25 protein-coding genes are annotated in these 24,938 nt (G+C 70.9%); 21 read left to right on the forward strand and 4 right to left on the reverse strand.

Annotation, left to right across the window (positions count from 1 at the left end; translation table 11 throughout):
* Positions 1 to 48: 48 nt before the first annotated feature.
* Entirely contained in the window at positions 49 to 1,278 is a 1,230-nt protein-coding gene (locus tag ACF1G2_RS21115) for a DUF349 domain-containing protein (protein WP_391799731.1), read from the reverse strand.
* Between the two features lie 187 nt (positions 1,279 to 1,465).
* Positions 1,466 to 2,263, reverse strand: coding sequence for a peptidylprolyl isomerase (locus tag ACF1G2_RS21120; protein WP_391799732.1), 798 nt, complete (start codon positions 2,261 to 2,263; stop codon positions 1,466 to 1,468).
* A 152-nt stretch (positions 2,264 to 2,415) separates the two neighbouring features.
* On the opposite strand from ACF1G2_RS21120, the gene ACF1G2_RS21125 reads away from it, so the two are divergent.
* The 5 genes from ACF1G2_RS21125 (at position 2,416) to rpsD (ending at position 7,584) form a co-directional block, all read left to right on the forward strand.
* Positions 2,416 to 3,123, forward strand: coding sequence for an MBL fold metallo-hydrolase (locus ACF1G2_RS21125; protein WP_391799733.1), 708 nt, complete (start codon positions 2,416 to 2,418; stop codon positions 3,121 to 3,123).
* Positions 3,124 to 3,133: 10 nt separating this feature from the next.
* Entirely contained in the window at positions 3,134 to 4,396 is a 1,263-nt protein-coding gene (gene hisS, locus ACF1G2_RS21130) for a histidine--tRNA ligase (RefSeq protein ID WP_391799734.1), read from the forward strand.
* A gap of 162 nt (positions 4,397 to 4,558) precedes the next feature.
* Positions 4,559 to 5,170, forward strand: a complete 612-nt coding sequence (locus ACF1G2_RS21135; protein WP_391799735.1) for a vitamin K epoxide reductase family protein — start codon at positions 4,559 to 4,561, stop codon at positions 5,168 to 5,170.
* 93 nt (positions 5,171 to 5,263) lie between these two features.
* Entirely contained in the window at positions 5,264 to 6,616 is a 1,353-nt protein-coding gene (locus ACF1G2_RS21140) for a replication-associated recombination protein A (protein ID WP_391799736.1), read from the forward strand.
* Between the two features lie 353 nt (positions 6,617 to 6,969).
* Positions 6,970 to 7,584, forward strand: coding sequence for a 30S ribosomal protein S4 (gene rpsD, locus ACF1G2_RS21145; RefSeq protein ID WP_158985446.1), 615 nt, complete (start codon positions 6,970 to 6,972; stop codon positions 7,582 to 7,584).
* 50 nt (positions 7,585 to 7,634) lie between these two features.
* Here the strand turns inward: rpsD and ACF1G2_RS21150 are convergent, their stop codons facing one another.
* Entirely contained in the window at positions 7,635 to 9,755 is a 2,121-nt protein-coding gene (locus tag ACF1G2_RS21150; RefSeq protein WP_391799737.1) for an ATP-binding protein, read from the reverse strand.
* A 170-nt stretch (positions 9,756 to 9,925) separates the two neighbouring features.
* Between ACF1G2_RS21150 and ACF1G2_RS21155 the strand changes: the two genes are divergently transcribed.
* The 15 genes from ACF1G2_RS21155 to nusB all read left to right on the forward strand — a co-directional run bounded on the left by ACF1G2_RS21155 (position 9,926) and on the right by nusB (position 23,411).
* Complete coding sequence (locus tag ACF1G2_RS21155; RefSeq protein ID WP_391799738.1) at positions 9,926 to 10,354, forward strand: DUF948 domain-containing protein; 429 nt, start codon at positions 9,926 to 9,928, stop codon at positions 10,352 to 10,354.
* Positions 10,355 to 10,360: 6 nt separating this feature from the next.
* Complete coding sequence (locus tag ACF1G2_RS21160; protein ID WP_391799739.1) at positions 10,361 to 10,714, forward strand: DUF6167 family protein; 354 nt, start codon at positions 10,361 to 10,363, stop codon at positions 10,712 to 10,714.
* On the forward strand, positions 10,714 to 13,383 hold the full coding sequence (gene alaS, locus ACF1G2_RS21165; RefSeq protein ID WP_391799740.1) for an alanine--tRNA ligase: 2,670 nt from the start codon (positions 10,714 to 10,716) through the stop codon (positions 13,381 to 13,383). Before ACF1G2_RS21160 ends, alaS begins: the two co-directional genes overlap by 1 nt.
* A gap of 2 nt (positions 13,384 to 13,385) precedes the next feature.
* Entirely contained in the window at positions 13,386 to 13,850 is a 465-nt protein-coding gene (gene ruvX, locus ACF1G2_RS21170; protein ID WP_391799850.1) for a Holliday junction resolvase RuvX, read from the forward strand.
* Between the two features lie 100 nt (positions 13,851 to 13,950).
* Positions 13,951 to 15,681, forward strand: a complete 1,731-nt coding sequence (mltG, locus tag ACF1G2_RS21175; protein WP_391799741.1) for an endolytic transglycosylase MltG — start codon at positions 13,951 to 13,953, stop codon at positions 15,679 to 15,681.
* Entirely contained in the window at positions 15,681 to 16,508 is an 828-nt protein-coding gene (locus ACF1G2_RS21180; RefSeq protein ID WP_391799742.1) for a shikimate dehydrogenase, read from the forward strand. Before mltG ends, ACF1G2_RS21180 begins: the two co-directional genes overlap by 1 nt.
* The gene (locus ACF1G2_RS21185; RefSeq protein ID WP_391799743.1) at positions 16,505 to 16,681 is read left to right on the forward strand and encodes a hypothetical protein; all 177 of its coding nucleotides are present in this window, start codon (positions 16,505 to 16,507) and stop codon (positions 16,679 to 16,681) included. The genes ACF1G2_RS21180 and ACF1G2_RS21185 overlap by 4 nt, the downstream gene beginning before the upstream one ends.
* A gap of 154 nt (positions 16,682 to 16,835) precedes the next feature.
* Entirely contained in the window at positions 16,836 to 18,020 is a 1,185-nt protein-coding gene (gene aroC / locus ACF1G2_RS21190) for a chorismate synthase (protein ID WP_391799744.1), read from the forward strand.
* Positions 18,017 to 18,535 carry a shikimate kinase gene (locus ACF1G2_RS21195; protein WP_391799745.1) on the forward strand — a complete coding sequence of 173 codons (519 nt, stop codon included), beginning with the start codon at positions 18,017 to 18,019 and terminating at the stop codon, positions 18,533 to 18,535. Before aroC ends, ACF1G2_RS21195 begins: the two co-directional genes overlap by 4 nt.
* Complete coding sequence (gene aroB, locus ACF1G2_RS21200) at positions 18,532 to 19,623, forward strand: 3-dehydroquinate synthase (protein ID WP_391799746.1); 1,092 nt, start codon at positions 18,532 to 18,534, stop codon at positions 19,621 to 19,623. Before ACF1G2_RS21195 ends, aroB begins: the two co-directional genes overlap by 4 nt.
* Positions 19,620 to 20,066 carry a type II 3-dehydroquinate dehydratase gene (gene aroQ, locus ACF1G2_RS21205; RefSeq protein ID WP_391799747.1) on the forward strand — a complete coding sequence of 149 codons (447 nt, stop codon included), beginning with the start codon at positions 19,620 to 19,622 and terminating at the stop codon, positions 20,064 to 20,066. Before aroB ends, aroQ begins: the two co-directional genes overlap by 4 nt.
* A gap of 136 nt (positions 20,067 to 20,202) precedes the next feature.
* Positions 20,203 to 21,126: an AAA family ATPase gene (locus tag ACF1G2_RS21210; protein WP_391799748.1), complete on the forward strand. Its 924-nt coding sequence runs from the start codon at positions 20,203 to 20,205 to the stop codon at positions 21,124 to 21,126.
* Positions 21,127 to 21,255: 129 nt separating this feature from the next.
* A complete protein-coding gene (locus ACF1G2_RS21215) occupies positions 21,256 to 22,362 on the forward strand; it encodes a M24 family metallopeptidase (protein WP_391799749.1) in 1,107 nt (368 codons plus the stop codon).
* A 48-nt stretch (positions 22,363 to 22,410) separates the two neighbouring features.
* Positions 22,411 to 22,977: an elongation factor P gene (gene efp, locus ACF1G2_RS21220; RefSeq protein WP_391799750.1), complete on the forward strand. Its 567-nt coding sequence runs from the start codon at positions 22,411 to 22,413 to the stop codon at positions 22,975 to 22,977.
* A 2-nt stretch (positions 22,978 to 22,979) separates the two neighbouring features.
* The gene (nusB, locus tag ACF1G2_RS21225) at positions 22,980 to 23,411 is read left to right on the forward strand and encodes a transcription antitermination factor NusB (protein ID WP_352186558.1); all 432 of its coding nucleotides are present in this window, start codon (positions 22,980 to 22,982) and stop codon (positions 23,409 to 23,411) included.
* A 205-nt stretch (positions 23,412 to 23,616) separates the two neighbouring features.
* On the opposite strand, the gene bldD is transcribed toward nusB, so the two are convergent.
* The gene (gene bldD / locus ACF1G2_RS21230) at positions 23,617 to 24,117 is read right to left on the reverse strand and encodes a transcriptional regulator BldD (RefSeq protein WP_005319862.1); all 501 of its coding nucleotides are present in this window, start codon (positions 24,115 to 24,117) and stop codon (positions 23,617 to 23,619) included.
* Positions 24,118 to 24,371: 254 nt separating this feature from the next.
* On the opposite strand from bldD, the gene pyrR reads away from it, so the two are divergent.
* Positions 24,372 to 24,935 (forward strand): bifunctional pyr operon transcriptional regulator/uracil phosphoribosyltransferase PyrR, encoded by a 564-nt coding sequence (gene pyrR, locus ACF1G2_RS21235; protein ID WP_391799751.1) that lies wholly within the window; start codon positions 24,372 to 24,374, stop codon positions 24,933 to 24,935.
* Positions 24,936 to 24,938: the final 3 nt, after the last annotated feature.

The raw sequence follows: 24,938 nt of genomic DNA on the forward strand, positions 1-24,938 counted from the left end.
CCCGGTACCTGTGCGAGGTACCGGGGCCCTTCTCGTACGTACGCGGGATCAGCCGCCGAACTCCTGCAGGCCCTTCAGAGCCTGGTCGAGGAGTGCCTGACGGCCCTCCAGCTCACGCGCCAGCTTGTCGGCCTTGGCGTCGTTGCCCGCCGCACGCGCCGCGTCGATCTGCTTCTGCAGCTTGTCGACCGCGTCCTGCAGCTGGCCCGTCAGACCCGCGGCACGCGCGCGTGCCTCGGGGTTCGTCCGGCGCCACTCCGACTCCTCGGACTCCTGGAGCGCCCGCTCGACCGCGTGCATCCGGCCCTCGACCTTCGGCCGGGCGTCGCGCGGCACATGGCCGATGGCCTCCCAGCGCTCGTTGATGGAGCGGAAGGCCGCGCGCGCCGCCTTCAGATCCGTCACCGGCACCAGCTTCTCGGCCTCGGTCGCGAGCTCCTCCTTCAGCTTGAGGTTCTCGGTCTGCTCCGCGTCCCGCTCGGCGAAGATCTCACCGCGCGCCGCGAAGAAGATGTCCTGGGCGCCGCGGAAGCGGTTCCACAGGTCGTCCTCGTGCTCGCGCTGCGCACGGCCCACGGCCTTCCACTCCGCCATCAGCTCGCGGTAGCGGGCGGCCGTGCCACCCCAGTCCGTGGAGTTCGACAGCGACTCGGCCTCGGCGACCAGCTTCTCCTTGGCCTTGCGGGCCTCCTCGCGCTGCGCGTCCAGCGAGGCGAAGTGCGCCTTGCGGCGCTTGGAGAACGCCGAGCGGGCGTGCGAGAAGCGGTGCCACAGCTCGTCGTCGGACTTCCGGTCGAGCCGCGGCAGGCCCTTCCAGGTGTCCACGAGCGCGCGCAGCCGTTCGCCGGCCGCCCGCCACTGCTCGCTCTGCGCCAGCTCCTCGGCCTCCTTGACCAGGGCCTCCTTGGCGCCGCGCGCCTCGTCGGCCTGCTTGGCCTTCTGGACCTTGCGCTCCTCACGGCGCGACTCGACCGTCTCGACCAGCTTGTCGAGGCGAGCGGTCAGCGCGGCGAGGTCACCCACGGCGTGATGCTCGTCGACCTGCTGCCGGATGTGGTCGATCGCGACCGTGGCGTCCTTCGCCGAGAGGTCGGTGGTCTTCACCCTCTTCTCGAGGAGGCCGATCTCGACAACCAGGCCCTCGTACTTGCGCTCGAAGTAGGCCAGTGCCTCCTCGGGAGTGCCGGCCTGCCACGATCCGACGACCTTCTCGCCCTCGGCTGTACGCACGTACACGGTGCCCGTCTCGTCGACGCGGCCCCACGGGTCGCTGCTCACAGCGCCTCCTCCACATGATGCCGACGAGGGGGTTGTGCCCCCTGGGCATCGTCCACAGGTTCCCGGCGGGCCTCGCCCGCCCTCAACAACGCGGATACAGGACCGCGCTGCACAACGCCAATCTAGGCGACCGGCCGCCCGGCTGTCCGCTCTCCGCGCGACCGAAATTCAACGGTCACGCCGTGTGTCACTTCTTGGCGACCGTGGCCTTCTCGATCGTCACGGCCGTCTTGGGCGCGCCGTCCTTCGCGCCGCCCTCGACCCCGCCCCCGGCGACCTCCTCCACGACCTTCAGACCGGCCGTGTCGATCTTCCCGAAGGGGGTGAACTGAGGCGGCAGCTTCGTGTCCTTGTAGACGAGGAAGAACTGGCTGCCGCCCGTGTCGGGCTGCATCGTGTTGGCCATCGCGACCGTCCCGGCGGGGAAGGTCACCGAGCCGTCCGCGCCGGCCTTGCCCAGCGCGTCCAGGTTCTCGTCCGGGATGGTGTAGCCGGGACCGCCCGTGCCGTCGCCCTTCGGGTCACCGCACTGGAGGACGAAGATGCCCTCGGTGGTGAGCCGGTGGCACTTCGTCCCGTCGAAGTACTTCTTGTCCGCCAGGTGCTTGAAGGAGTTCACCGTGTGCGGGGTCTTCGCCGCGTCCATGGTGATCCCGATGTCGCCCCGGTTCGTCTTGAGGGACATCGTGTACGTGGCCTTCTTGTCGACGGCCATCGCCGGCTCCGGCGCCTTCGACTCGGTCGCCGAGGGGGTCGGCGTCGCGGCGTCGCTCGGCGTCGCGTCGTCGGCCGCCGCGGTGCTGCCGTCGTCGGTCAGCGCGACGGACGCGTACACCGCACCGCCCGCGGCCAGTACGACGGCGAGCGAGGCCGCGATCACGGTGTTCCGGCGCTTGGCCTTCTGCCGCGCCTCCTGCCGCCGCTGCTGCTGACGCTCGAACTTCTCCCTGGCGAGCTGCCGCCGCCGCTGATCGCTGCTGACCACCGGGTCTGCTCCTTGTCGCTCGACTGTTCCTGTCCTGGCCGGGTGTGCCCGTACCGTATACGGGTTGGCTGTGGAATACGCAGCGCCGGTAGGCTCTGATCTGCCGCTTCCGCTCCGTCGCACCCCGTGCCGGACGACATTTAAGGACGATCGTGCTGATTGCCGGGTTCCCCGCCGGGGCCTGGGGGACCAACTGCTACCTGGTCGCCCCCGCCGCAGGCGAGGAGTGCGTCATCATCGACCCGGGCCACCAGGCTGCCCAGGGTGTCGAGGAGACGCTGAAGAAGCATCGGCTCAAGCCCGTCGCCGTGGTCCTCACCCATGGACACATCGACCACGTCGCCTCCGTCGTCCCGGTCTGCGGCGCCCATGACGTACCCGCGTGGATCCACCCCGCCGACCGGTACATGATGAGCGACCCGGAGAAGGCCCTCGGCCGCTCCATCGGGATGCCCCTCATGGGCGAGCTGACCGTGGGCGAGCCGGACGACGTGCACGAGCTCACCGACGGCGCCACGCTGGACCTCGCCGGCATGGAGTTCTCCGTCGCCCATGCGCCCGGTCATACCAAGGGGTCGGTGACCTTCCAGATGCCGCAGACCACGGAGATCCCCTCCGTGTTCTTCTCGGGCGATCTGCTCTTCGCCGGCTCCATCGGACGCACCGACCTGCCCGGCGGTGACATGGACGAGATGCTCGAATCGCTGGCCCGCGTGTGCCTGCCCCTCGACAACTCGACCGTGGTGCTGTCGGGACACGGTCCCCAGACGACCATCGGCCAGGAGCGCGCCACGAACCCGTACCTGCGGGACGTGGCCGCCGGCCTCGGGAGCACGAAGGCTCCCCGACGAGGAATGTGACGAGACGACGTTGAGCACCTTCAAGGCCCCCAAGGGCACGTACGACCTGATTCCGCCGTACTCCGCGAAGTACCTGGCGGTCCGGGACGCCATCTCCGGACCCCTGCGCAAGTCCGGCTACGGCTACATCGAGACGCCCGGCTTCGAGGACGTCAACCTCTTCGCCCGCGGTGTCGGTGAGTCCACCGACATCGTCACCAAGGAGATGTACACCCTCACCACCAAGGGCGGCTCCGAGCTGGCGCTGCGGCCCGAAGGCACCGCCTCCGTGCTGCGCGCGGCCCTGGAGGCCAGCCTGCACAAGCAGGGCAACCTGCCGGTGAAGCTCTGGTACTCCGGCTCGTACTACCGCTACGAGCGCCCGCAGAAGGGCCGCTACAGGCACTTCTCCCAGGTCGGCGCCGAGGCGATCGGCGCCGAGGACCCGGCGCTCGACGCCGAGCTGATCATCCTGGCCGACGACGCGTACCGCTCGCTGGGCCTGCGGAACTTCCGCATCCTGCTGAACTCGCTCGGCGACAAGGAGTGCCGCCCCGTCTACCGGGAGGCGCTGCAGACCTTCCTGCGCGGCCTCGACCTCGACGAGGAGACGCTCCGCCGGGCCGAGATCAACCCGCTCCGCGTCCTCGACGACAAGCGCGAGTCCGTGCAGAAGCAGCTCGTCGGCGCGCCGCTGCTGCGCGACTACCTGTGCGACGCGTGCAAGGCGTACCACGAGGAGGTGCGCGCCCTGATCACCGCGGCGGGCGTCGCGTTCGAGGACGACGCCAAGCTGGTGCGCGGCCTGGACTACTACACGCGGACGACCTTCGAGTTCGTCCACGACGGTCTGGGCTCGCAGTCCGCGGTCGGCGGCGGCGGCCGGTACGACGGCCTCTCCGAGATGATCGGCGGACCGGTGCTCCCGTCGGTCGGCTGGGCGCTCGGCGTGGACCGTACGGTGCTGGCCCTGGAGGCCGAGGGCGTCGAGCTGGACATCCCGGCGGCGACCAGCGTCTTCGCGGTCGCGCTCGGGGACGTGGCGCGCCGTGTCGTGTTCGGGAAGGTCACCGCACTCCGCAAGGCGGGCGTGGCGGCCGACTTCGCGTTCGGAGGGAAGGGCCTCAAGGGCGCCATGAAGGACGCCAACCGCTCGGGCGCCCGGTTCGCCGTCGTCGCGGGCGAGCGTGACCTGGCCGAGGGCGTGGTCCAGCTCAAGGACATGGAGTCCGGAGAGCAGGAGCCGGTGGCCCTGGACGCGCTGGTCGACACCGTCCGGGCGAAGCTGGCCTGACGAGGGCCGAAGACGCACGGCACACGGCACGAGGACGACCGGGGACCGGACCGCTTCACGCGGACGGGCCCCGGTCGTCCTTATGTCCACCGAACGGTGGAGAGTGTGCCCCGTACGGCAGAATGACCGTGGCCACAAGCCCGCGAGTGATGGATCGGGGATATGACAGACACGGCGGTTGACGAGTCGGCACGCGGCACGATCGGCGCGAGCCGGGCCCTGGCCTGGCTGCTGGTGATCACCGGTGCCGCCGGTCTGCTCGCCGCGTGGGTCATCACGATCGACAAGTTCAAGCTCCTCGAGGACCCGAACTTCACGCCCGGCTGCAGCCTCAACCCGATCGTCTCGTGCGGCAACATCATGAAGAGCGACCAGGCCTCGGTCTTCGGCTTCCCGAACCCGATGCTCGGCCTCGTCACCTACGCCATGGTGATCGCCATCGGCGTAGGCCTCCTCGCCGGCGCCCGCTACCGCCGCTGGTACTGGCTCGGCCTGAACGCGGGCACGCTGTTCGGCGTCGGGTTCTGCACCTGGCTGATGCAGCAGTCGCTCTACGAGATCAACGCGCTCTGCCTGTGGTGCTGCCTGGCCTGGGCCGCCACGATCATCATGTTCTGGTACGTGACCTCACACAACGTCCGCAAGGGGGTCATCCCGGCGCCCCAGGGTCTGCGGACGTTCTTCGACGAGTTCACCTGGGTGCTCCCGGTTCTGCACATCGGGATCATCGGCATGCTGATCCTCACGCGCTGGTGGGACTTCTGGACCAGCTGACGGGCTGACGGACTGACGGCTTGACGAGCTGCGGGCTCGCAGGCTCACCGGGCGCGGGCCGCGCTGTCAGTGCTCTGACTTAGGCTTCATGACGTGGAGCCCGACCTCTTTACCGCAGCCGCCGAAGAACGCCAGGAGAAGGACCCGTCCAGCAGCCCTCTGGCTGTACGGATGCGTCCGCGCACCCTGGACGAGGTCCTCGGCCAGCAGCATCTGCTCAAGCGCGGCTCGCCGCTGCGGCGGCTCGTCGGCGAGGGCGACGGAGGCCCGGCGGGCGCCTCGTCCGTGATCCTCTGGGGTCCGCCCGGCATCGGGAAGACGACCCTGGCGTACGTGGTCTCGAAGGCGACCAACAAGCGCTTCGTGGAGCTCTCCGCCATCACCGCGGGCGTCAAGGAGGTCCGGGCCGTCATCGAGGGCGCGCGGCGCGCGGCCGGCGGCTTCGGCAAGGAGACCGTCCTCTTCCTCGACGAGATCCACCGCTTCTCCAAGGCCCAGCAGGACTCGCTGCTGCCGGCGGTGGAGAACCGCTGGGTGACGCTCATCGCCGCGACGACCGAGAACCCGTACTTCTCCGTCATCTCGCCGCTGCTCTCCCGCTCCCTGCTGCTCACGCTCGAACCGCTCACCGACGACGACCTGCGCGATCTCCTCAAGCGGGCCCTCACCGAGGACCGGGGGCTCGGGGGCGCGGTCAGCCTGCCCGAGGACGCCGAGGCGCATCTGCTGCGGATCGCCGGCGGCGACGCCCGGCGTGCGCTGACCGCCCTGGAGGCGGCCGCGGGCTCGGCCCTCGCGAAGGGCGAGCCGGAGATCACCCTCCAGACGGTCGAGGAGACCGTGGACCGGGCGGCGGTGACGTACGACCGGGACGGCGACCAGCACTACGACGTGGCCAGCGCGCTCATCAAGTCGATCCGCGGCTCGGACGTGGACGCGGCGCTGCACTACCTGGCCCGGATGATCGAGGCGGGGGAGGACCCCCGGTTCATCGCCCGCCGGCTGATGATCTCGGCCAGCGAGGACATCGGCCTGGCCGACCCGACCGCTCTGCCGACGGCCGTGGCGGCGGCGCAGGCCGTCGCCATGATCGGCTTCCCCGAGGCGGCGCTGACCCTGAGCCACGCCACGATCGCACTGGCCCTGGCCCCCAAGTCGAACGCGGCGACCACGGCGATCTTCGCGGCCCAGGCGGACGTGCGCAACGGCCTGGCGGGCGCGGTCCCGCCGCATCTGCGCGACGGTCACTACAAGGGCGCGGCCAAGCTGGGCCATGCCCAGGGTTACGTGTACCCGCACGACGTCCCTGGCGGCATCGCGGCACAGCAGTACGCGCCGGACGAGGTCCACGGCAGGCGCTACTACGAGCCGACCCGCTACGGCGCGGAGGCGCGGTACGCGGACGTGGTGGAGAAGGTACGGGAGCGACTGCGCGGCGACGGCTGAGGCGGACGCGGGCGCGGTCACTGGGCCCCCGCCGACCCGGTACACTCGTGCGGAGTGCTGCGTCCCGTGTCCGGCTTCGGCCGGCGCCACCAGAACGGGACAGGCAGCCGGAGACCCGCCTCGCGCGGGATCTCCAGGAGTGTCGCGCACCTTCGAAGGTGTCGCGGGCAACCCATCACCTCCCCGGACCCCCGGGACCAGGCGATGGGCCGTTCGCGTGCTGCACGTATGTGCCCAGACCAGGGAGCGGCTGCCCGTCAGGTCCTCGACGACCTCGCGGGTTTCCCCGGCTGCGGATGCGACCTCCTCTAACCCTGGTGAAGCCGTATTCGTACAGATAGAGAGGTTGGTTCATGCCGAACCAGTCCCGTCCCAAGGTCAAGAAGTCGCGTGCCCTCGGCATCGCGCTGACCCCGAAGGCCGTCAAGTACTTCGAGGCCCGCCCCTACCCGCCGGGCGAGCACGGCCGTGGCCGCAAGCAGAACTCGGACTACAAGGTCCGTCTGCTCGAGAAGCAGCGTCTGCGCGCGCAGTACGACATCAGCGAGCGCCAGATGGCGCGCGCCTACGACCGTGCCAAGAAGGCCGAGGGCAAGACGGGCGAGGCGCTGGTCGTCGAGCTCGAGCGTCGCCTCGACGCCCTGGTCCTGCGTTCGGGCATCGCCCGCACCATCTACCAGGCCCGCCAGATGGTCGTGCACGGTCACATCCAGGTCAACGGTGGCAAGGTCGACAAGCCGTCGTTCCGCGTCCGTCCCGACGACGTCGTGATGGTCCGCGAGCGCTCCCGCGAGAAGCCCCTGTTCCAGGTGGCCCGTGAGGGTGGCTTCGCCGCCGACGGCGAGACCCCGCGCTACCTGCAGGTCAACCTGAAGGCCCTGGCCTTCCGCCTCGACCGCGACCCGAACCGCAAGGAGATCCCGGTCATCTGCGACGAGCAGCTGGTCGTCGAGTACTACGCCCGCTGATCAAGGCGTAGTACCACCCCCGCGGTGTTCGGCCCGCCGCTTCCCCACTCTCACCAGTGGGGGAGCCGGCGGGCTTCCGCGTTCTCGGGGAACGCCGTACGGAACGGGCGCGGCGCCCGCGGGCCCGCGCCGCGCGCGGCCGGGTTCCGGCGCACGCTGAGCGCCCGGTCCACCGCCGCGTCCAGGGACAGTCCCTGCCCCTCCCGCACCGACGCCCGGTAGCGCTCCGCGCCCAGCAGCTCCCCGGCCTCGGCCGCGCAGAGCGCCCGCGCGCTGTTGAAGTGGCCCGAGCCGAAGAGCTGCAGACCCACCGAGTCCCAGACCGGCAGTGCGGCGCCCTGCAGCACGGCCGCCTCCGTCGGGTCGCCCTCGCTCGCCGTCACCAACGCGAGCAGCTCGATGGCCAGCACCAGCCCCACCAGATCGTGGAACATGTGGTTGATGCCGACGCACTCCGTGAGCAGCTTCCGTGCCTCGCGGTGATCGCCCCCGGCCCACGCCGCGTACGCCAGGACATAGAGCGCGTACGCCTTGGTCCAGCGCTCGCCGCGCTCCTCGCAGATCTCCCGCACCTCCGCGCAGAGCGCGACCCCGCCCTCCAGATCGCCCTGGAAGACCCGGGCCATCGCCAGCTCGACCTGACCCATCAGCACGTTGCTGTTGAGCTCGCCCAGCTCCCGGTAGGTCGCCAGGGCCCGGCCGATCAGCTCCTCCGCCCTCGGCATGTCGTCCGAGAGCAGGGCCAGGCAGCCCATCCGGTGCGTCGCGTACGCCTCCGCCAGGGGGTTGCCGACGGAGCGGGCCCGCTCCCCGCACTCGTGCAGCGCGGCCACCGCGGCCGTCGCGTCGCCCTGCAGAATCGTCACGTACCCCACCACCCACAGGGCCTTCAGCCGGGCGTCGTCGTGCTCCGAGTCGAGCGCGAGCGCCCGGTCCAGCCAGTGCCGGCCCTCGGCCAGGCGCCCGCACCCGACCCAGGCGAACCAGAGCGTCCCGGCGAGATGCTGCGCCAGATGCGCCTCGTCCGGCTGCTCCAGGCAGAGTTCGAGGGCCGCCCGCAGATTGGGGAGCGAGGCCTCCAGGCAGGCCGCGACCTCGGCCTGACGCGGGCTGAACCACTCCAGCTCGCACCAGGTGGCCAGGCCCATGTACCAGTCGCGGTGCCGACGGCGCATGCGCTCGGTGTCGCCGAGCGCCGTCAGCCACTCCGCGCCGTAGTCGGAGACCGTATCCAATATCCGATATCTCGGACCGGCGACCGTGTCCTCGCGTACGACCAGGGACTGCGCGAGCAGACCGCCGAGCACGTCCAACACCCGCTCCGGCGGAAGCTCCCGGCCGGCGCAGACGTACTCCACCGCCTCCAGGTCGAACGGCCCGGCGAAGACCGAGAGGCGCGCCCACAGCAGCCGCTCCTCCGGCGTGCACAGCTCGTGGCTCCAGCCGATCGCGGTCCGCAGCGTCTGGTGCCGGGGGAGCGCGCCCCGCGCCCCGTCCGTCAGCAGCCGGAACCGGTCGCCGAGCCGTCGCAGCATCTGCTCCACCGTGAGGAGCGGCATCCGGGCGGCCGCCAGCTCCAGCGCCAGCGGAATCCCGTCGAGCCGCCGGCACAGCTCGCGCACGGACCCGGCCGCCGGGCCTGATCCGGCCGAGGCGGTCGCCCGCTCGACGAACAGCGCCTCCGCGTCGTCCTCGTCCATCGGCGCCAGCGTGAACACGGCCTCCCCGTCGACGCGCAGCGGACGGCGGCCCACCGTGAGGACGGTGAGACCCGGTGCATGCGCGAGAAGCTGCCGCACCAAGGGCGCGCACTCCTCGACGAGGTGCTCGAAACCGTCCACCACCAGCAGCAGCCGGCGCTCCGCGAGATGGTCGGTCAGCGACTCGACCGGGGTGCGCAGCGTGTGGTCGGTCAGCCCCAGCGCCTCGGCGAGGGCGAAAGCGACGAGCTCCGGGTCGGGCAGCACCGAGAGGTCGGCGAGCCACACGCCGTCGGCGTAGCGTTTCTCCACCGCCCTGGCGGCCCTCAGGGCGAGCCGGGTCTTCCCGACGCCCCCCACCCCGACGACGGTGACCAGGCGCGACGCCCCCAGGAGCCGGGTCAGTCGGTCCTCTTCCGCGGCCCGTCCGACGAAGACGTTCAGCTCCGCCGGGAGGTTGGTCCTTCGCATGGGACACGGAGCGTACTCATCCACGCGCACTCCGTACAATCGGGTCGGTCGATTCCCTTCCCGGGAGCCCCCGTACCGCCCGTAATGCGGTACGGGGAAAGACCCCGGGCGCGATAGGGTCGGAGGACGACTTTTCGCAAGGGCCCAACGACAGCAGAGAGCGGTGCGGAGTGACCGGTGGAGAGGTTGCCGGGATCCTGGTGGCCGTGTTCTGGGCGATTCTCGTCTCCTTCCTCGCCGTGGTTCTGGTGAGACTGGCGCAGACGCTCAAGGCGACCACCAGGCTCGTGGCGGACGTGACCGAACAGGCGGTCCCGCTGCTCAGCGACGCCTCCGCCACCGTGCGGTCGGCGCAGACCCAGCTCGACCGCGTGGACGCCATCGCCTCGGACGTCCAGGAGGTCACCTCCAACGCCTCGGCGCTCTCCACGACCGTCGCCTCCACCTTCGGCGGACCGCTCGTCAAGGTCGCGGCCTTCGGCTACGGAGTGCGCAGGGCCCTCGGCCGCGGCCGGGACCAGGCACCGCCCGCGCCCGCCCCCCGCACCGTCGTCGGTCGCACCGTGCCCTCCGCGCGGCGCCGGAAGCAGAAAGGCTGACCCGCGATGTTCCGCCGTACCTTCTGGTTCACCGCAGGCGCAGCCGCCGGCGTGTGGGCCACCACCAAGGTCAACCGCAAGCTCAGGCAGCTGACCCCGGAGAGCCTTGCCGCGCAGGCGGCGAACAAGGCGATCGAGACCGGCCACCGGCTCAAGGACTTCGCCCTCGACGTCAGGGCGGGCATGGTCCAGCGCGAAGCCGAACTGGGCGGGGCGCTCGGCATCGAGGCCTCTCCGGACGCACCGGCCGAGCATGAGCTCCCCGGGCCGCGCCGCAGGGCATCGCTCGATGCCACCCCGAACACGACCACCACGCATTCGTACCGAACGATCTCGTACAACCGGAATGAGGACCACTGATGGAGTCGGCTGAAATCCGCCGCCGCTGGCTGAGCTTCTTCGAGGAGCGCGGGCACACCGTCGTCCCTTCGGCGTCGCTCATCGCGGACGACCCGACTCTGCTTCTGGTCCCCGCCGGCATGGTTCCCTTCAAGCCGTACTTCCTCGGTGAGGTCAAGCCGCCGTTCGCGCGCGCCTCCAGCGTGCAGAAGTGCGTGCGTACGCCCGACATCGAAGAGGTCGGCAAGACCACCCGCCACGGCACGTTCTTCCAGATGTGCGGCAACTTCTCCTTCGGCGACTACTTCAAGGAAGGCGCCATCAAGCTCGCCTGGGAGCTGCTGACCAGCTCGGTGGAGCACGGCGGCTACGGGCTGGAGCCGGAGAAGCTCTGGATCACCGTCTACCAGGAGGACGACGAGGCCGAGCAGATCTGGCGCGACGTCGTCGGTGTCCCCGCCGAGCGCATCCAGCGCCTCGGCAAGAAGGACAACTACTGGTCGATGGGCGTCCCCGGTCCCTGCGGCCCGTGCTCCGAGATCAACTACGACCGCGGCCCCGAGTTCGGCGTCGAGGGCGGCCCGGCCGTCAACGACGAGCGGTACGTGGAGATCTGGAACCTGGTCTTCATGCAGTACGAGCGCGGTGAGGGCTCCGGCAAGGAGGACTTCCCGATCCTCGGCGAGCTGCCGTCGAAGAACATCGACACGGGCCTCGGCCTCGAGCGCCTCGCGATGATCCTTCAGGGCGTACAGAACATGTACGAGACCGACACCCTCCAGGTCGTCATCGACAAGGCCACCGAACTCACCGGCGTCGCCTACGGCAAGGCCCACGAGAGCGACGTCTCGCTCCGCGTCGTCGCCGACCACATGCGTACGTCCGTGATGCTCATCGGCGACGGTGTCACCCCGGGCAACGAGGGCCGCGGCTACGTGCTGCGCCGCATCATGCGCCGCGCCATCCGCAACATGCGTCTGCTCGGCGCCGCGGGCGTGGTCGTCCAGGACCTCGTCGACGTGGTCATCGACACCATGGGCGAGCAGTACCCCGAGCTGATCAGCGACCGCAAGCGGATCGAGACCGTCGCCCTCGCCGAAGAGGCCCGCTTCCTCAAGACGCTCAACGCCGGCTCGAACGTCCTCGACGGCGCCGTGACCGAGACCAGGGCCGCCGGCGGCACCGTCCTCTCCGGCGACAAGGCCTTCCTGCTCCACGACACCTGGGGCTTCCCGATCGACCTCACCCTGGAGATCGCCGCCGAGCAGGGGCTCTCCGTGGACGAGGCCGGGTTCCGCCGCCTCATGCAGGAGCAGCGGGACAAGGCCAAGGCCGACGCCAAGGCCAAGAAGACCGGCCACGCCGACGTCGCCGCCTACCGCGAGATCGCCGACGGCAACGGCGCCACCGAGTTCACCGGCTACACCAACACCGAGGGCGAGTCCACGGTCGTCGGTCTGCTGGTCAACGGCGTCCCGTCGCCGGCCGCCTCCGAGGGCGACGAGGTCGAGGTCGTCCTCGACCGCACCCCGTTCTACGCCGAGGGCGGCGGCCAGCTCGCCGACCAGGGCCGGATCCGCCTCCACAGCGGCGCCGTCATCGAGATCCGTGACGTCCAGCAGCCGGTCCCCGGTGTCTCGGTGCACAAGGGCTCGGTCCAGGTCGGCGAGGTGACGGTCGGCTCCACCGCCTACGCCGCCATCGACGTCCGCCGCCGCCGGTCCATCGCCCGCGCCCACTCCGCCACGCACCTGACGCACCAGGCCCTGCGTGACGCTCTCGGCCCGACCGCCGCCCAGGCCGGTTCCGAGAACTCGCCCGGCCGCTTCCGCTTCGACTTCGGCTCGCCGAACGCCGTTCCCGGCACGGTCCTCATGGACGTCGAGCAGAAGATCAACGAGGTCCTCTCCCGCGAGCTCGACGTCCACGCCGAGGTCATGCCGATCGACGAGGCCAAGCGTCAGGGCGCCATCGCCGAGTTCGGCGAGAAGTACGGCGAGAAGGTGCGCGTCGTCACCATCGGCGACTTCTCCAAGGAGCTGTGCGGCGGTACGCACGTCAAGAACACCGCCGCGCTCGGCCTGGTCAAGCTGCTCGGCGAGTCGTCGATCGGCAGTGGCGTGCGCCGCGTCGAGGCCCTCGTCGGCGTCGACGCCTACAACTTCCTCGCCCGCGAGCACACGGTCGTCGCCCAGCTCCAGGAGCTGGTCAAGGGCCGCCCCGAGGAGCTTCCGGAGAAGATCTCCTCCATGCTCGGCAAGCTGAAGGACGCCGAGAAGGAGATCGAGAAGTTCCGCGCCGAGAAGGTCCTCCAGGCCGCCGCCGGCCTGGTCGAGACCGCCAAGGACGTCCGCGGTGTCGCGCTCGTCACCGGCCAGGTCCAGGACGGCACGTCCGCCGACGACCTGCGCAAGCTGGTCCTCGACGTCCGCGGCCGCATCCCGTCGGACCGCCCGGCCGTCGTGGCCCTGTTCACCACGGCCAACGGCCGCCCGCTGACGGTCATCGCCACGAACGAGGCCGCCCGCGAGCGCGGTCTCAGGGCCGGTGAGCTGGTCCGTACCGCCGCCAAGACCCTCGGCGGCGGCGGTGGAGGCAAGCCGGACGTCGCCCAGGGCGGCGGTCAGAACCCGGAGGCCGTCGCCGAGGCCATCGACGCCGTCGAGCGTCTCGTGGTGGAGACCGCGTGACGATGCGCCGTGGTCGTCGTCTCGCGATCGACGTCGGGGACGCCCGGATCGGGGTCGCCTCGTGCGACCCCGACGGGGTCCTCGCCACCCCGGTGGAGACCGTGCCGGGACGTGACGTCCCGGCCGCCCACCGGCGGCTCCGGGGAATCGTCGAGGAGTACGAGCCGATCGAGGTCGTGGTCGGGCTCCCTCGTTCCCTCTCCGGGGGCGAGGGCCCGGCCGCGGCCAAGGTCCGGCGCTTCGCGGGTGAGCTGGCGAAGGGCATCGCCCCGGTCCCGGTCCGCCTGGTCGACGAGCGGATGACCACCGTGACGGCGACCCAGGGGCTCCGGGCCTCGGGAGTGAAGTCGAAGAAGGGGCGGTCCGTCATCGATCAGGCCGCCGCTGTGATCATCCTTCAGAACGCTCTTGAGTCCGAACGGGTATCGGGTAATCCTCCCGGCGAGGGCGTCGAAGTGGTCATCTGATCGCGATACGGTAACGTTCCGCGCGATGCGGCGTGTTCGAACAGCTGCCGCACTACGTAGAGGCGGACCGTCCGGAAGCCTCGCGGCTGTTTGGGGATCGATGACTGAGTATGGCCGGGGCCCCGGCTCCGAACCGTGGCATCCCGAGGACCCGTTGTACGGGGACCAGGGATGGGGAGGCCAGCCGCAGTACCCGCAGCAGGCGCAGCAGCAGTACGGTCACCAGGACGCGTACGGCCAGGGCCAGGGGCAGGGCTACGACCCGCACTATCAGCAGCCGCACCACCCTCAGCAGCACCAGCACCCTCAGCAGTACCAGCAGCAGGGGCAGTACCAGCAGCAGGCGCAGCACCCCCAGCAGTACGTGGATCCCGCGACGTACGGCGGATACCAGGACCAGCAGGCCCAGGGTTACGACACGTCCGGGTATCCCGTACAGCAGTACGACCCCACGTGGGAGACGGGCCAGGCGGCCATGCCGTACGGCGCGACGCCCGCCGACCCCTACGGCGGTCAGAACCCCGACCTCTACGGCACCCCCGAGGCGTACCCGCCGCCGCAGCCCCCGGGCCGGCGGCAGGCACCGCCGGAGCCTGTCACCGAATGGGAGGCGGAGGCGGCCGCCGAGGCCGAGGAGGAGGAGCGGCACCCCTTCTTCACCGGTGAGGACGGCACCGACGACGACGAGTACGACGACGAGCCCGGCGACAGGCGGTCGTCGCGGGGCGGGCGTGACCGCAGAGGCGGCAAGGGCAAGAAGAGCAGGAACGGCGTCGCCTGTCTGGTCGTCGCGCTCGTCCTCGTGGGCGGCGTCGGCGGCATCGGCTACTTCGGCTACCAGTTCTGGCAGGGCCAGTTCGGTGAGGCGCCCGACTTCACGGGTGCCGGCAGCGGCACGGTCCAGGTCGAGATCCCCAAGGACTCCGGCGGCTACGAGATCGGCAACATCCTCAAGAAGGCCGGCGTCGTCAAGAGCGTGGACGCCTTCGTCGCCGCCCAGGGGAAGAACCCCAAGGGCCTCTCCATCCAGGCGGGTGTCTACACGCTGAAGAAGGAGATGTCGGCGGAGAGCGCCGTCACGATGATGCTCGACCCGGCGAGCCAGGCGAACTTCGTGATTCCCGAAGGCCGGCGGAACGTCTGGGTCTACGAGCAGATCGACAAGAAGCTCGAGCTCAAGGCGGGCACCACCCAGGGCGTCGCCAAGGCGAAGGCGGACGACCTGGGCCTTCCGGAGTGGGCGAAGAACCACGAGGACCTGAAGGATCCGCTGGAAGGCTTCCTCTTCCCGGCGAGCTACCCGGTGGCCAAGGGCAACAAGCCCGAGGACGTGCTGCGCAAGATGGTCGCCCGCTCCAACGCCGAGTACGCGAAGTACGACCTGGAGGCCAAGGCGAAGCAGCTCGGGGTCGAGAGCCCCTGGCAGCTCATCACCATCGCGAGCCTCGTCCAGGCCGAGGGCACGTCGCACGACGACTTCCGCAAGATGGCCGAGGTCGTCTACAACCGGCTCAAGCCCAGCAACCCGCAGACCTACGGCAAGCTCGAGTTCGACTCGACATACAACTACATCAAGAACCAGAGCAAGATCGACCTCAGCCTCGAAGAGCTGCGAAAGTACGACAACGTCTACAACACGTACTTCTACAAGGGCCTGCCGCCCGGTCCGATCGGGAACCCGGGCAACGAGGCGCTGAAGGGCGTGGTGAACCCGACGGACGAGGGCTGGTACTACTTCATCTCCCTCGACGGCAAGACGTCCCAGTTCACCAAGACGAACGCCGACCACCAGAAGCTCGTCAACGAGTTCAACAAGTCGAGGAAGAACTGATGCCGTCACCGCGGCGCGCGGCCGTCCTGGGTTCGCCGATCGCGCACTCGCTCTCCCCGGTCCTGCACCGGGCGGCCTACGCCGCGCTCGGCCTCGACGCGTGGTCGTACGACCGGTTCGAGATAGACGAGTCCGGGCTTCCCGGCTTCGTCGCCGGACTGGACGAGTCCTGGGCCGGTCTCTCCCTGACCATGCCGCTGAAGCGGGCGATCATCCCGCTGCTCGACGAGATCAGCGACACGGCCGCCTCGGTCGAGGCCGTCAACACGGTCGTCTTCACCGAGGACGGCCGCCGGGTCGGCGACAACACGGACATCCCCGGCCTGATCGCCGCCCTGCGGGAGCGGGGCGTCGACAAGGTCGAGTCCGCCGCGATCCTCGGGGCCGGTGCCACCGCCTCCTCCGCGCTCGCAGCCCTCGCGCGGATCTGCACCGGCCCGGTCACGGCGTACGTACGGAGCGAGGCCCGGGCCGAGGAGATGCGGGGCTGGGGCGAGCGGCTGGGTGTGGACGTGCGCAGCGCCGACTGGGCGAACGCGGACCGGGCCTTCGCCGCCCCGCTCGTCATCGCCACCACCCCTGCCGGAACCACCGACGCGCTCGCGGCGGAGGTCCCCGGCGCACCCGGCACCCTCTTCGACGTGCTGTACCACCCCTGGCCGACACCGCTCGCAGCGGCGTGGTCGAAGGGCGGGGGCGCGGTCCTCGGCGGCCTCGACCTCCTCGTCCACCAGGCCGTCCTCCAGGTCGAGCAGATGACGGGCGTCCCCGAGGCCCCGCTGGCCGCCATGCGTGACGCCGGTGAGAGGGCCCTGGCCGCCTCGTGAACGGCCCGCAGACGCTTGCCGCCGACTGGGCCGGTTCGCTGTTCAAGCTGATCGTGAACCTGCTGCCCGAGTGGGCGGAGAACACCGTCGCCGCCCTCGGTCTGACCTTCCTCGTGGTGGAGGGCGGGCGCCGGCTGTGGCGCGCCGTTCGCACCTCGCGCTCCCCGGCCTGAACCTGTGACCCAAGCGATCTGACGTTCTTCGCGTCCGATGGCTGGACCGACGGCCGGGTTCGGCCCCCGGACGTGGGAGGATCGGGGGTGGCGGGCCAGGGCCGCGCACCCGGCCGCGCCACAGCAGTTCCAGGCGCGAGCATGAGGAGCATCGTTGAGCAGGTTGCGCTGGCTGACAGCCGGAGAGTCGCACGGTCCCGCGCTGGTCGCGACGCTGGAGGGTCTTCCCGCCGGTGTCCCGGTGACCACGGAGCTGGTGGCGGACCACCTTGCGCGGCGGCGTCTCGGCTATGGGCGTGGCGCGCGGATGAAGTTCGAGCAGGACGAGATCACCTTCCTGGGCGGTGTCCGGCACGGTCTCTCGCTGGGTTCTCCGGTCGCCGTGATGGTGGGGAACACGGAGTGGCCGAAGTGGGAGAAGGTCATGTCGGCCGACCCGGTCGACCCCTCGGAGCTCAAGGAGACCGGTCGCAACGCGCCGTTGACCCGGCCGCGTCCCGGTCACGCCGACCTCGCCGGCATGCAGAAGTACGGCTTCGACGAGGCCCGGCCGATCCTGGAGCGCGCCAGCGCCCGTGAGACCGCCGCACGGGTCGCCCTCGGCGCCATCGCCCGCTCCTTCCTCAAGGAGGCCGCCGGCATCGAGATCGTCTCGCACGTGGTGGAGCTGGCCGCGGCGAAGGCTCCGTACGGCGTGTACCCGACCCCCGCCGACGTCGAGAAGCTCGACGCCGATCCGGTGCGGTGCCTGGACGCGGACGCGTCGAAGGCGATGGTCGCGGAGATCGACCAGGCCCACAAGGACGGCGACACCCTGGGTGGCGTGGTGGAGGTCCTGGCCTACGGGGTTCCGGTCGGGCTCGGGTCCCATGTCCACTGGGACCGTCGGCTCGACGCGCGGCTCGCCGCCGCGCTCATGGGCATCCAGGCCATCAAGGGCGTCGAGGTCGGCGACGGTTTCGAGCTCGCTCGCGTGCCCGGTTCCGAGGCCCACGACGAGATCGTGCGCACCGAGGACGGCATCAAGCGCACCTCCGGCCGCTCCGGCGGCACCGAGGGCGGTCTGACCACCGGTGAGCTGCTCCGCGTCCGCGCCGCGATGAAGCCCATCGCGACCGTCCCACGCGCGCTCGCCACCGTCGACGTCGCGACCGGAGAGGCAGCCCAGGCCCACCACCAGCGCTCCGACGTCTGCGCTGTGCCGGCCGCGGGGATCGTGGCCGAGGCCATGGTGGCGCTGGTGCTTGCGGACGCGGTGGTCGAGAAGTTCGGCGGCGACTCCGTGCCGGAGACCCGCCGCAACGTGCGGTCGTACCTCGACAACCTGCAGATCCGGTGACGGGCGGCCCGCTGGTCGTCCTCGTCGGCCCCATGGGGTCCGGCAAGTCCACGGTGGGCGCCCTGCTCGCCGAGCGGCTCGGCGTCTCCTACCGGGACACCGACGCGGACATCGTCGCGACGCAGGGGAGGGAGATCTCCGACATCTTCGTCGACGAGGGCGAGCCGTACTTCCGTGAGCTGGAGCGGCAGGCGGTCGCCACCGCCGTCGCCGAGCACACGGGAGTCCTCGCCCTCGGCGGCGGTGCCGTCCTCGACGAGAACACCCGCACACTCCTGGCCGGCCTCCCCGTCGCCTATCTGTCGATGGACGTGGAGGAAGCCGTACGGCGCGTGGGCCTCGGCGCCGCCCGCCCGCTGCTCGCCGTCAACCCGCGCCGCCAGTGGCGCGAGCTGATGGAGGCCAGGCGCCACCTGTACACCGAAGTCGCGCGGGTCGTCGTGGCCACCGACGACCGCACACCCGAAGAGGTCGCCCAGGCGGTCCTCGACGCTCTGGAGTTGAAGGACGTATGACAGACCAGGTGACGCGGATCCAGGTCGGCGCGAGCGCCGGACACGACGCGTACGAGGTGCTGGTCGGGCGGCAGCTGCTGGGTGAGCTGGGCTCGCTGATCGGGACGAAGGCGAAGCGGGTCGCGGTGATCCACCCCGAGGCGCTCGCCGGGACCGGTGAGGCGCTGCGCGAGGACCTGGCCGAGCAGGGCTACGAGGCGATCGCCATCCAGGTGCCGAACGCCGAGGAGGCCAAGACGGCCGAGGTGGCCGCGTACTGCTGGAAGGCGCTCGGCCAGTCCAACTTCACCCGCACCGACGTCGTCGTCGGTGTCGGCGGAGGAGCCACCACCGACCTCGCGGGCTTCGTCGCCGCGACCTGGCTGCGCGGGGTCCGCTGGATCGCGGTGCCGACGACGGTGCTCGCGATGGTGGACGCGGCCGTCGGCGGGAAGACGGGCATCAACACCGCCGAGGGCAAGAACCTCGTCGGTGCCTTCCACCCGCCGGCCGGGGTCCTCTGCGACCTGGCCGCGCTGGACTCCCTGCCGGTCAACGACTACGTGAGCGGCCTCGCGGAGATCATCAAGGCCGGCTTCATCGCCGACCCGGTGATCCTCGACCTGGTCGAGGCCGACCCGCAGGCCGCCCGTACCCCCGCCGGCCCGCACACCGCCGAGCTGATCGTCCGCTCGATCGAGGTCAAGGCCGAGGTCGTCTCCGGTGACCTGAAGGAGTCGGGCCGCCGGGAGATCCTCAACTACGGCCACACCCTGGCCCACGCGATCGAGAAGAACGAGCGCTACAAGTGGCGTCACGGCGCCGCCGTCTCGGTCGGCATGGTGTTCGCCGCCGAGCTGGGGCGTCTGGCCGGGCGTCTGGACGACGCGACCGCCGACCGGCACCGCGCCGTCCTGGAGTCCGTCGGCCTTCCGCTCACCTACCGCGGTGACCAGTGGCCCAAGCTGCTGGAGACGATGAAGGTCGACAAGAAGTCGCGGGGCGACCTGCTCCGGTTCATCGTCCTCGACGGCCTGGCCAAGCCCACCGTCCTCGAAGGCCCCGACCCCGCCGTCCTCGTCGCCGCCTACGGCGAGGTGTCCGCGTGAGCGACCCCCGGCACGTCCTCGTCCTGAACGGCCCGAACCTCGGCCGGCTGGGCTCCCGCGAACCCGACATCTACGGCGCCACGTCGTACAAGGGCCTGGTGGAGTCCTGCCGGGCCCTCGGTGAGCAGCTCGGCTTCGACGTGGAGGTCCGGGAGACCAACGACGAGGGCGAGATGATCCGCTGGCTCCACGACGCGGCGGACCGTTCGATCCCGGTCGTCCTCAACCCGGGCGCGTTCACCCACTACTCGTACGGGATGCGCGACGCGGCCGCCCAGCGGACCGCGCCGCTCATCGAGGTGCACATCTCGAACCCGTACACCCGGGAGGAGTTCCGGCACACGTCGGTCGTCGCCGCGGTGGCGACCGGGACCGTCGCCGGGTTCGGTATCGGCTCCTACCGGCTGGCCCTGCGGGCGCTGGCCGAGGAGTTGGCCGGCTGACGGGGCGATCGACGGCACCCGCCCGGCCGAAGTAGCAGGCAGGGCACCCTTTTCCGCCCCCGGCCGTTCCCCCTGTGGGGGCCGGGGGCGGTAACGTACCCGGAAGTATCGGCCGTACGAGACGGAGTGGCACCGGATGCAGCACGCAGTGGGGGCTCCGTTGCCGCCCGACCCCTCGGGGTGGACGCCCGGCGCGGGCCGACCGCCCGTACCTCCCGTACCGCCCGCACCGCAGGGCGGTCATCCGGCGGCGCCCCAGCCCCCCGCACAGCCGCACGCCGCGCCGCCGGGGCCCCCGCCAGGACCGTCGATACCGCCGCCGGCCCCGCAGGCCCCCGGCGCTGCCGCCCCGTACTCGCCGCCGCAGGCCCCCGGCTGGGGCCCCGGAGGCGTACCGGTGCATTCCGGGCAGCCGGGTTCCCCGCCGCGTGACATCACCGGACAGGTGCCCCTGCCGCCCGTCCCCATCCCCTCCGCGCCGCCCGCCGAACCCGGCACCGGAACGGCGACCCTCGCCGTGCTGCTGATCGGCCCCGCGGGCGCAGGCAAGACGACCGTCGCCCGTCACTGGGCGCAGAGCCGTCGCGTGCCGACCGCGCACATCAGCCTCGACGACGTCCGCGAATGGGTCTGCTCCGGTTTCGCCGATCCGCAGTCGGGCTGGAACGAGCACTCCGAGGCCCAGTACCGCCTGGCCCGGCGCACGTGCGGCTTCGCCGCCCGAAACTTCCTGGCCAACGGCATCTCCTGCATCCTCGACGACGCCGTCTTCCCGGACCGCCCGGTCGTGGGCCTCGGCGGCTGGAAGCGGCACGTCGGCCCCGGGCTGCTTCCGGTCGTCCTGCTGCCCGGTCTGGAGATCGTCCTGGAGCGGAACGCCGAGCGCAGCGGCAACCGGCGTCTGTCGGACGAGGAGGTCGCGTCCATACACGGCCGGATGGCAGGCTGGTACGGCTCCGGCCTGCCGATCATCGACAACTCCACGTACGACGTCGAGACCACCGCCCGTGTCCTCGACGAGGTCCTGGCCCGTTCCATCGCGAGCCCACCCGCCTGGTGACCCGGGCCGACCCGTGCCCCGGCCCGGCCCCTAGCCCGGCCCGCTCGGGGACGGGCCTGGGCGGCCGCCCGTGGCCCGGTCGGCCGCGCTGAGCGGGCCGGGACGCCCGGCTGCTCGTAGGCTCGGAACATGTCACAGGTGTATGCGGACCGCCGTGCGCGGCTGCGCGACCGGTGCGCGGCAGCGGGCAGCCCGGCGGCCCTGGTCTCCCGCCCCGCCAACGTCCGCTATCTCGCGGGCGGTTCGCCCCCCGGCGCCGTACTCCTGCTCGGCCCGGACGAGGATGTGCTGCTCTGCCCGACCGCACCGGGTGCCGATCCGGCCGACGGGCGGCTCGACGAGCTGCTCAGCCAGACGGTGCTGCCCGCCGCCGGAGGGGATCCGGCGGTCGCGGCCGTCGGCATCGCGGCCAAGGCGCGCGCGGACGCCCTCGCCGTCGAGGAGCACCATCTGACCGTGGCCCGTCACAGGGCGATGGGCTCGGTCGCACCGCAGCTCCGGCTCGCCGACCTCGGCGGAGCCGTCGAGCAGTTGAGGATCGTGAAGGACGAGGACGAGATCGCCTGTCTGCGGATCGCCGCCGAGATCGCCGACCAGGCGCTGGGCGAGCTGCTCGAATCCATCCTCGTGGGGCGGACCGAGCGGCATCTCGCGCTCGAACTGGAGCGCCGGCTCGTCGACCACGGCGCGGACGGCGCGGCCTTCCCGACCTCCGTGGGCACCGGCCCCAACTCCGGGCGCGGCGGCCACAAGCCCTCCGACCGCCGGGTCGAGGAGGGAGATTTTCTCTCCGTCTGCCTCGGCGCCAACTACCGCGGCTACCGTTGCGAGATCGGCCGTACGTTCGTCATCGGTACCACCCCCGCGGACTGGCAGATCGAGCTGTACGACCTCGTCTTCGCCGCTCAGCGGGCCGGACGGGAGTCCCTCGCCCCCGGTACCGAGTTCCGCGACGTGGACCGCGCGGCACGCCAGATCCTGGACGCGGCGGGGCACGGTGAGGCCGTCCCGCCGGTCACCGGGCACGGTGTCGGGCTCGAAATCGACGAGGACCCGCAGCTCGCACCCGCGGCCATGGGTAAACTGGACGCTTGTGTGCCGGTCACCGTCGAACCGGGGGTCCACCTCCCGGGCCGGGGCGGGGTCCGGATCGATGACACGCTCGTCGTGCGCCAGGAGGCGGACGGCGGACCCGAGCTACTCACCATTACGACCAAGGAGCTGCTCGCGCTGTAGGGCGCGTACGCCTCCCCGGTCCACGTCAGTCCAGGAGATTCCGCAACCGTGGCTTCCACGAACGACCTCAAGAACGGCATGGTGCTCAAGCTCGAAGGCGGCCAGCTCTGGTCCGTCGTCGAGTTCCAGCACGTCAAGCCCGGCAAGGGCCCGGCCTTCGTGCGCACCAAGCTCAAGAACGTGCTGTCCGGCAAGGTCGTCGACAAGACCTTCAACGCGGGCGTGAAGGTCGACACGGCCACCATCGACCGCCGCGACATGCAGTTCTCCTACATGGACGGCGACTACTTCGTCTTCATGGACATGGAGACCTACGACCAGCTGCACGTCGACCGCAAGGCCGTCGGCGACGCCGCCAACTTCCTGATCGAGGGCTTCACCGCCTCGGTCGCCCAGCACGAGGGCTCGGTGCTCTACGTCGAGCTCCCCGCCGCCGTCGTGCTGACCATCGAGCACACGGACCCGGGCGTCCAGGGCGACCGCTCCACCGGTGGCACCAAGCCCGCCAGGCTGGAGACCGGCCACGAGATCCAGGTCCCGCTCTTCATCACCACCGGTGAGAAGATCAAGGTCGACACCCGCAGCAGCGACTACCTCGGCCGGGTGAACGACTAACCGTGGCTGCCCGCAGCAAGGCCCGTAAGCGCGCCTTCCAGATCCTCTTCGAGGCCGACCAGCGCGGTGCGTCCGTGCAGCAGGTCCTCGCGGACTGGGTTCGGCACGCACGGTCCGACGACCGTCAGCCGCCGGTCAACGAGTTCACGATGGTGCTGGTCGAGGGGTACGCGGACCACGCGAACCGGATCGACGAGCTCATCGCCACCTATGCGGTGGACTGGGACCTGGACCGGATGCCGGTCGCCGACCGGAACATCGTGCGCCTCGGTGCGTACGAGCTGATCTGGCTCGACGAGACCCCGGACGCCGTGGCGATCGACGAGGCGGTGCAGCTCGCCAAGGAGTTCTCCACGGACGAGTCCCCGACCTTCGTCAACGGCCTTCTGGCGCGCTTCAAGGACCTGAAGCCGCGCCTGCGCCGGGACGCCTGAGAAACGGCCTCCGGCAGTCGAAGGGGCCCGCAGCACATCGTGCTGCGGGCCCCTTCGACGTGTCCGGGTCCTGCCTCCGGCTCAGGGGCCTCCAGAGCCCCCTCCGGGCCTCCAGAGCCCCCTCGGGACACAGAGAAACCGCCGGGGCGCGGAAGGCTCTCAGGCCCTCCGCGCCCCGGCGGCAACGTTTCTGCTGAGTTCTCGCTCAGCTCTCCTCGTGGGCGACCGCGCGGCGCGCGTCCGCGTCCAGGACGCCCCAGCTGATGAGCTGCTCGGTCAGAACCGAGGGCGACTGGTCGTAGATGACCGCGAGCGTGCGCAGGTCGTCCTGGCGGATCGACAGGACCTTGCCGTTGTAGTCACCGCGCTGCGACTGGATCGTCGCCGCGTAGCGCTGCAGCGGGCCGGCCTTCTCCTGCGGGACGTGGGCAAGCCGCTCCAGGTCGAGCACGAGCTTCGGCGGCGGCTCGGCGGCCCCGCCCGGGGTCGTGCCCGGCAGGAGCTCCTGCACGGGGACGCCGTAGAAGTCCGCCAGCTCGGCGAGGCGCTGCACCGTCACTGCACGGTCACCACGCTCGTACGAGCCGACCACGACGGCCTTCCAGCGGCCCTGGGACTTCTCTTCCACACCGTGGAGGGAAAGGCCCTGCTGGGTGCGGATGGCACGGAGCTTGGCCCCGAGCTGCTTTGCGTATTCGCTGGACATATAGCTCCCCGGACGCTGGACGCTGTAGACAACGTGCGGCTCCGCCGCCTGGCTGGTAACTCACTGTGAGGTTACGCAGCGTTACTCTCCTCCGTCAAGCCGAATGGTCCATACCGCCCCCTCCCGGGGGACGGCGCCCGGAGTGGCGGCAGGGTGGTGAGCAGGGCGGTCACCCGCCCCTGGTAGAGTCGAGGGCGCAAATCCGACGTCCTTTAAGGTCCGTCCCGTGAGGCGGAGAAGGAGGTCCGTTTCATATGGACGCACAGCAGCACACCGATGCGGCACGCCCGGTTCTCGAGGGCCCCGACATCGCGCGGGTCCTGACCCGCATCGCCCACGAGATCGTCGAGCGCGCCAAGGGCGCCGACGACGTGGTCCTCCTCGGCATCCCGACGCGTGGCGTCTTCCTCGCCCGTCGGCTGGCCGACAAGCTCGCCGAGATCACCGGACGCAAGGTCCCGGTCGGCTCGCTCGACATCACCATGTACCGCGACGACCTGCGGATGAAGCCCGCCCGCGCCATCGGCCGCACCGAGATCCCCGGTGACGGCGTCGACGGCCGGCTGGTCGTCCTCGTCGACGACGTGCTCTTCTCCGGCCGTACGATCCGCGCCGCGCTCGACGCGCTCGGCGACATCGGCCGCCCCAGGGCCGTCCAGCTCGCGGTCCTCGTCGACCGCGGCCACCGCGAACTCCCGATCCGTGCCGACTACGTCGGCAAGAACCTCCCCACGTCGCTGCGCGAGACGGTCAAGGTCCAGCTCGCCGAGGAGGACGGTCGCGACACCGTGCTGCTCGGCAGCAAGACCACCGCCTAGCCG

Origin of the sequence: Streptomyces sp. NPDC013457 (genome assembly GCF_043089925.1) — a bacterium.
Classification (GTDB): domain Bacteria; phylum Actinomycetota; class Actinomycetes; order Streptomycetales; family Streptomycetaceae; genus Streptomyces.

Bases quoted from the DNA above. Each gene is read 5' to 3' on its own strand.
- ACF1G2_RS21135 (WP_391799735.1), top strand. From the start codon at position 4,559: ATGACAGACACGGCGGTTGACGAGTCGGCACGCGGCACGATCGGCGCG.
- rpsD (WP_158985446.1), top strand. From the start codon at position 6,970: ATGCCGAACCAGTCCCGTCCCAAGGTCAAGAAGTCGCGTGCCCTCGGC.
- ACF1G2_RS21150 (WP_391799737.1), bottom strand. From the start codon at position 9,755: ATGCGAAGGACCAACCTCCCGGCGGAGCTGAACGTCTTCGTCGGACGG.
- ACF1G2_RS21160 (WP_391799739.1), top strand. From the start codon at position 10,361: ATGTTCCGCCGTACCTTCTGGTTCACCGCAGGCGCAGCCGCCGGCGTG.
- alaS (WP_391799740.1), top strand. From the start codon at position 10,714: ATGGAGTCGGCTGAAATCCGCCGCCGCTGGCTGAGCTTCTTCGAGGAG.
- ruvX (WP_391799850.1), top strand. From the start codon at position 13,386: ATGCGCCGTGGTCGTCGTCTCGCGATCGACGTCGGGGACGCCCGGATC.
- mltG (WP_391799741.1), top strand. From the start codon at position 13,951: ATGACTGAGTATGGCCGGGGCCCCGGCTCCGAACCGTGGCATCCCGAG.
- ACF1G2_RS21180 (WP_391799742.1), top strand. From the start codon at position 15,681: ATGCCGTCACCGCGGCGCGCGGCCGTCCTGGGTTCGCCGATCGCGCAC.
- aroB (WP_391799746.1), top strand. From the start codon at position 18,532: ATGACAGACCAGGTGACGCGGATCCAGGTCGGCGCGAGCGCCGGACAC.
- ACF1G2_RS21210 (WP_391799748.1), top strand. From the start codon at position 20,203: ATGCAGCACGCAGTGGGGGCTCCGTTGCCGCCCGACCCCTCGGGGTGG.
- ACF1G2_RS21215 (WP_391799749.1), top strand. From the start codon at position 21,256: ATGTCACAGGTGTATGCGGACCGCCGTGCGCGGCTGCGCGACCGGTGC.
- bldD (WP_005319862.1), bottom strand. From the start codon at position 24,117: ATGTCCAGCGAATACGCAAAGCAGCTCGGGGCCAAGCTCCGTGCCATC.
- pyrR (WP_391799751.1), top strand. From the start codon at position 24,372: ATGGACGCACAGCAGCACACCGATGCGGCACGCCCGGTTCTCGAGGGC.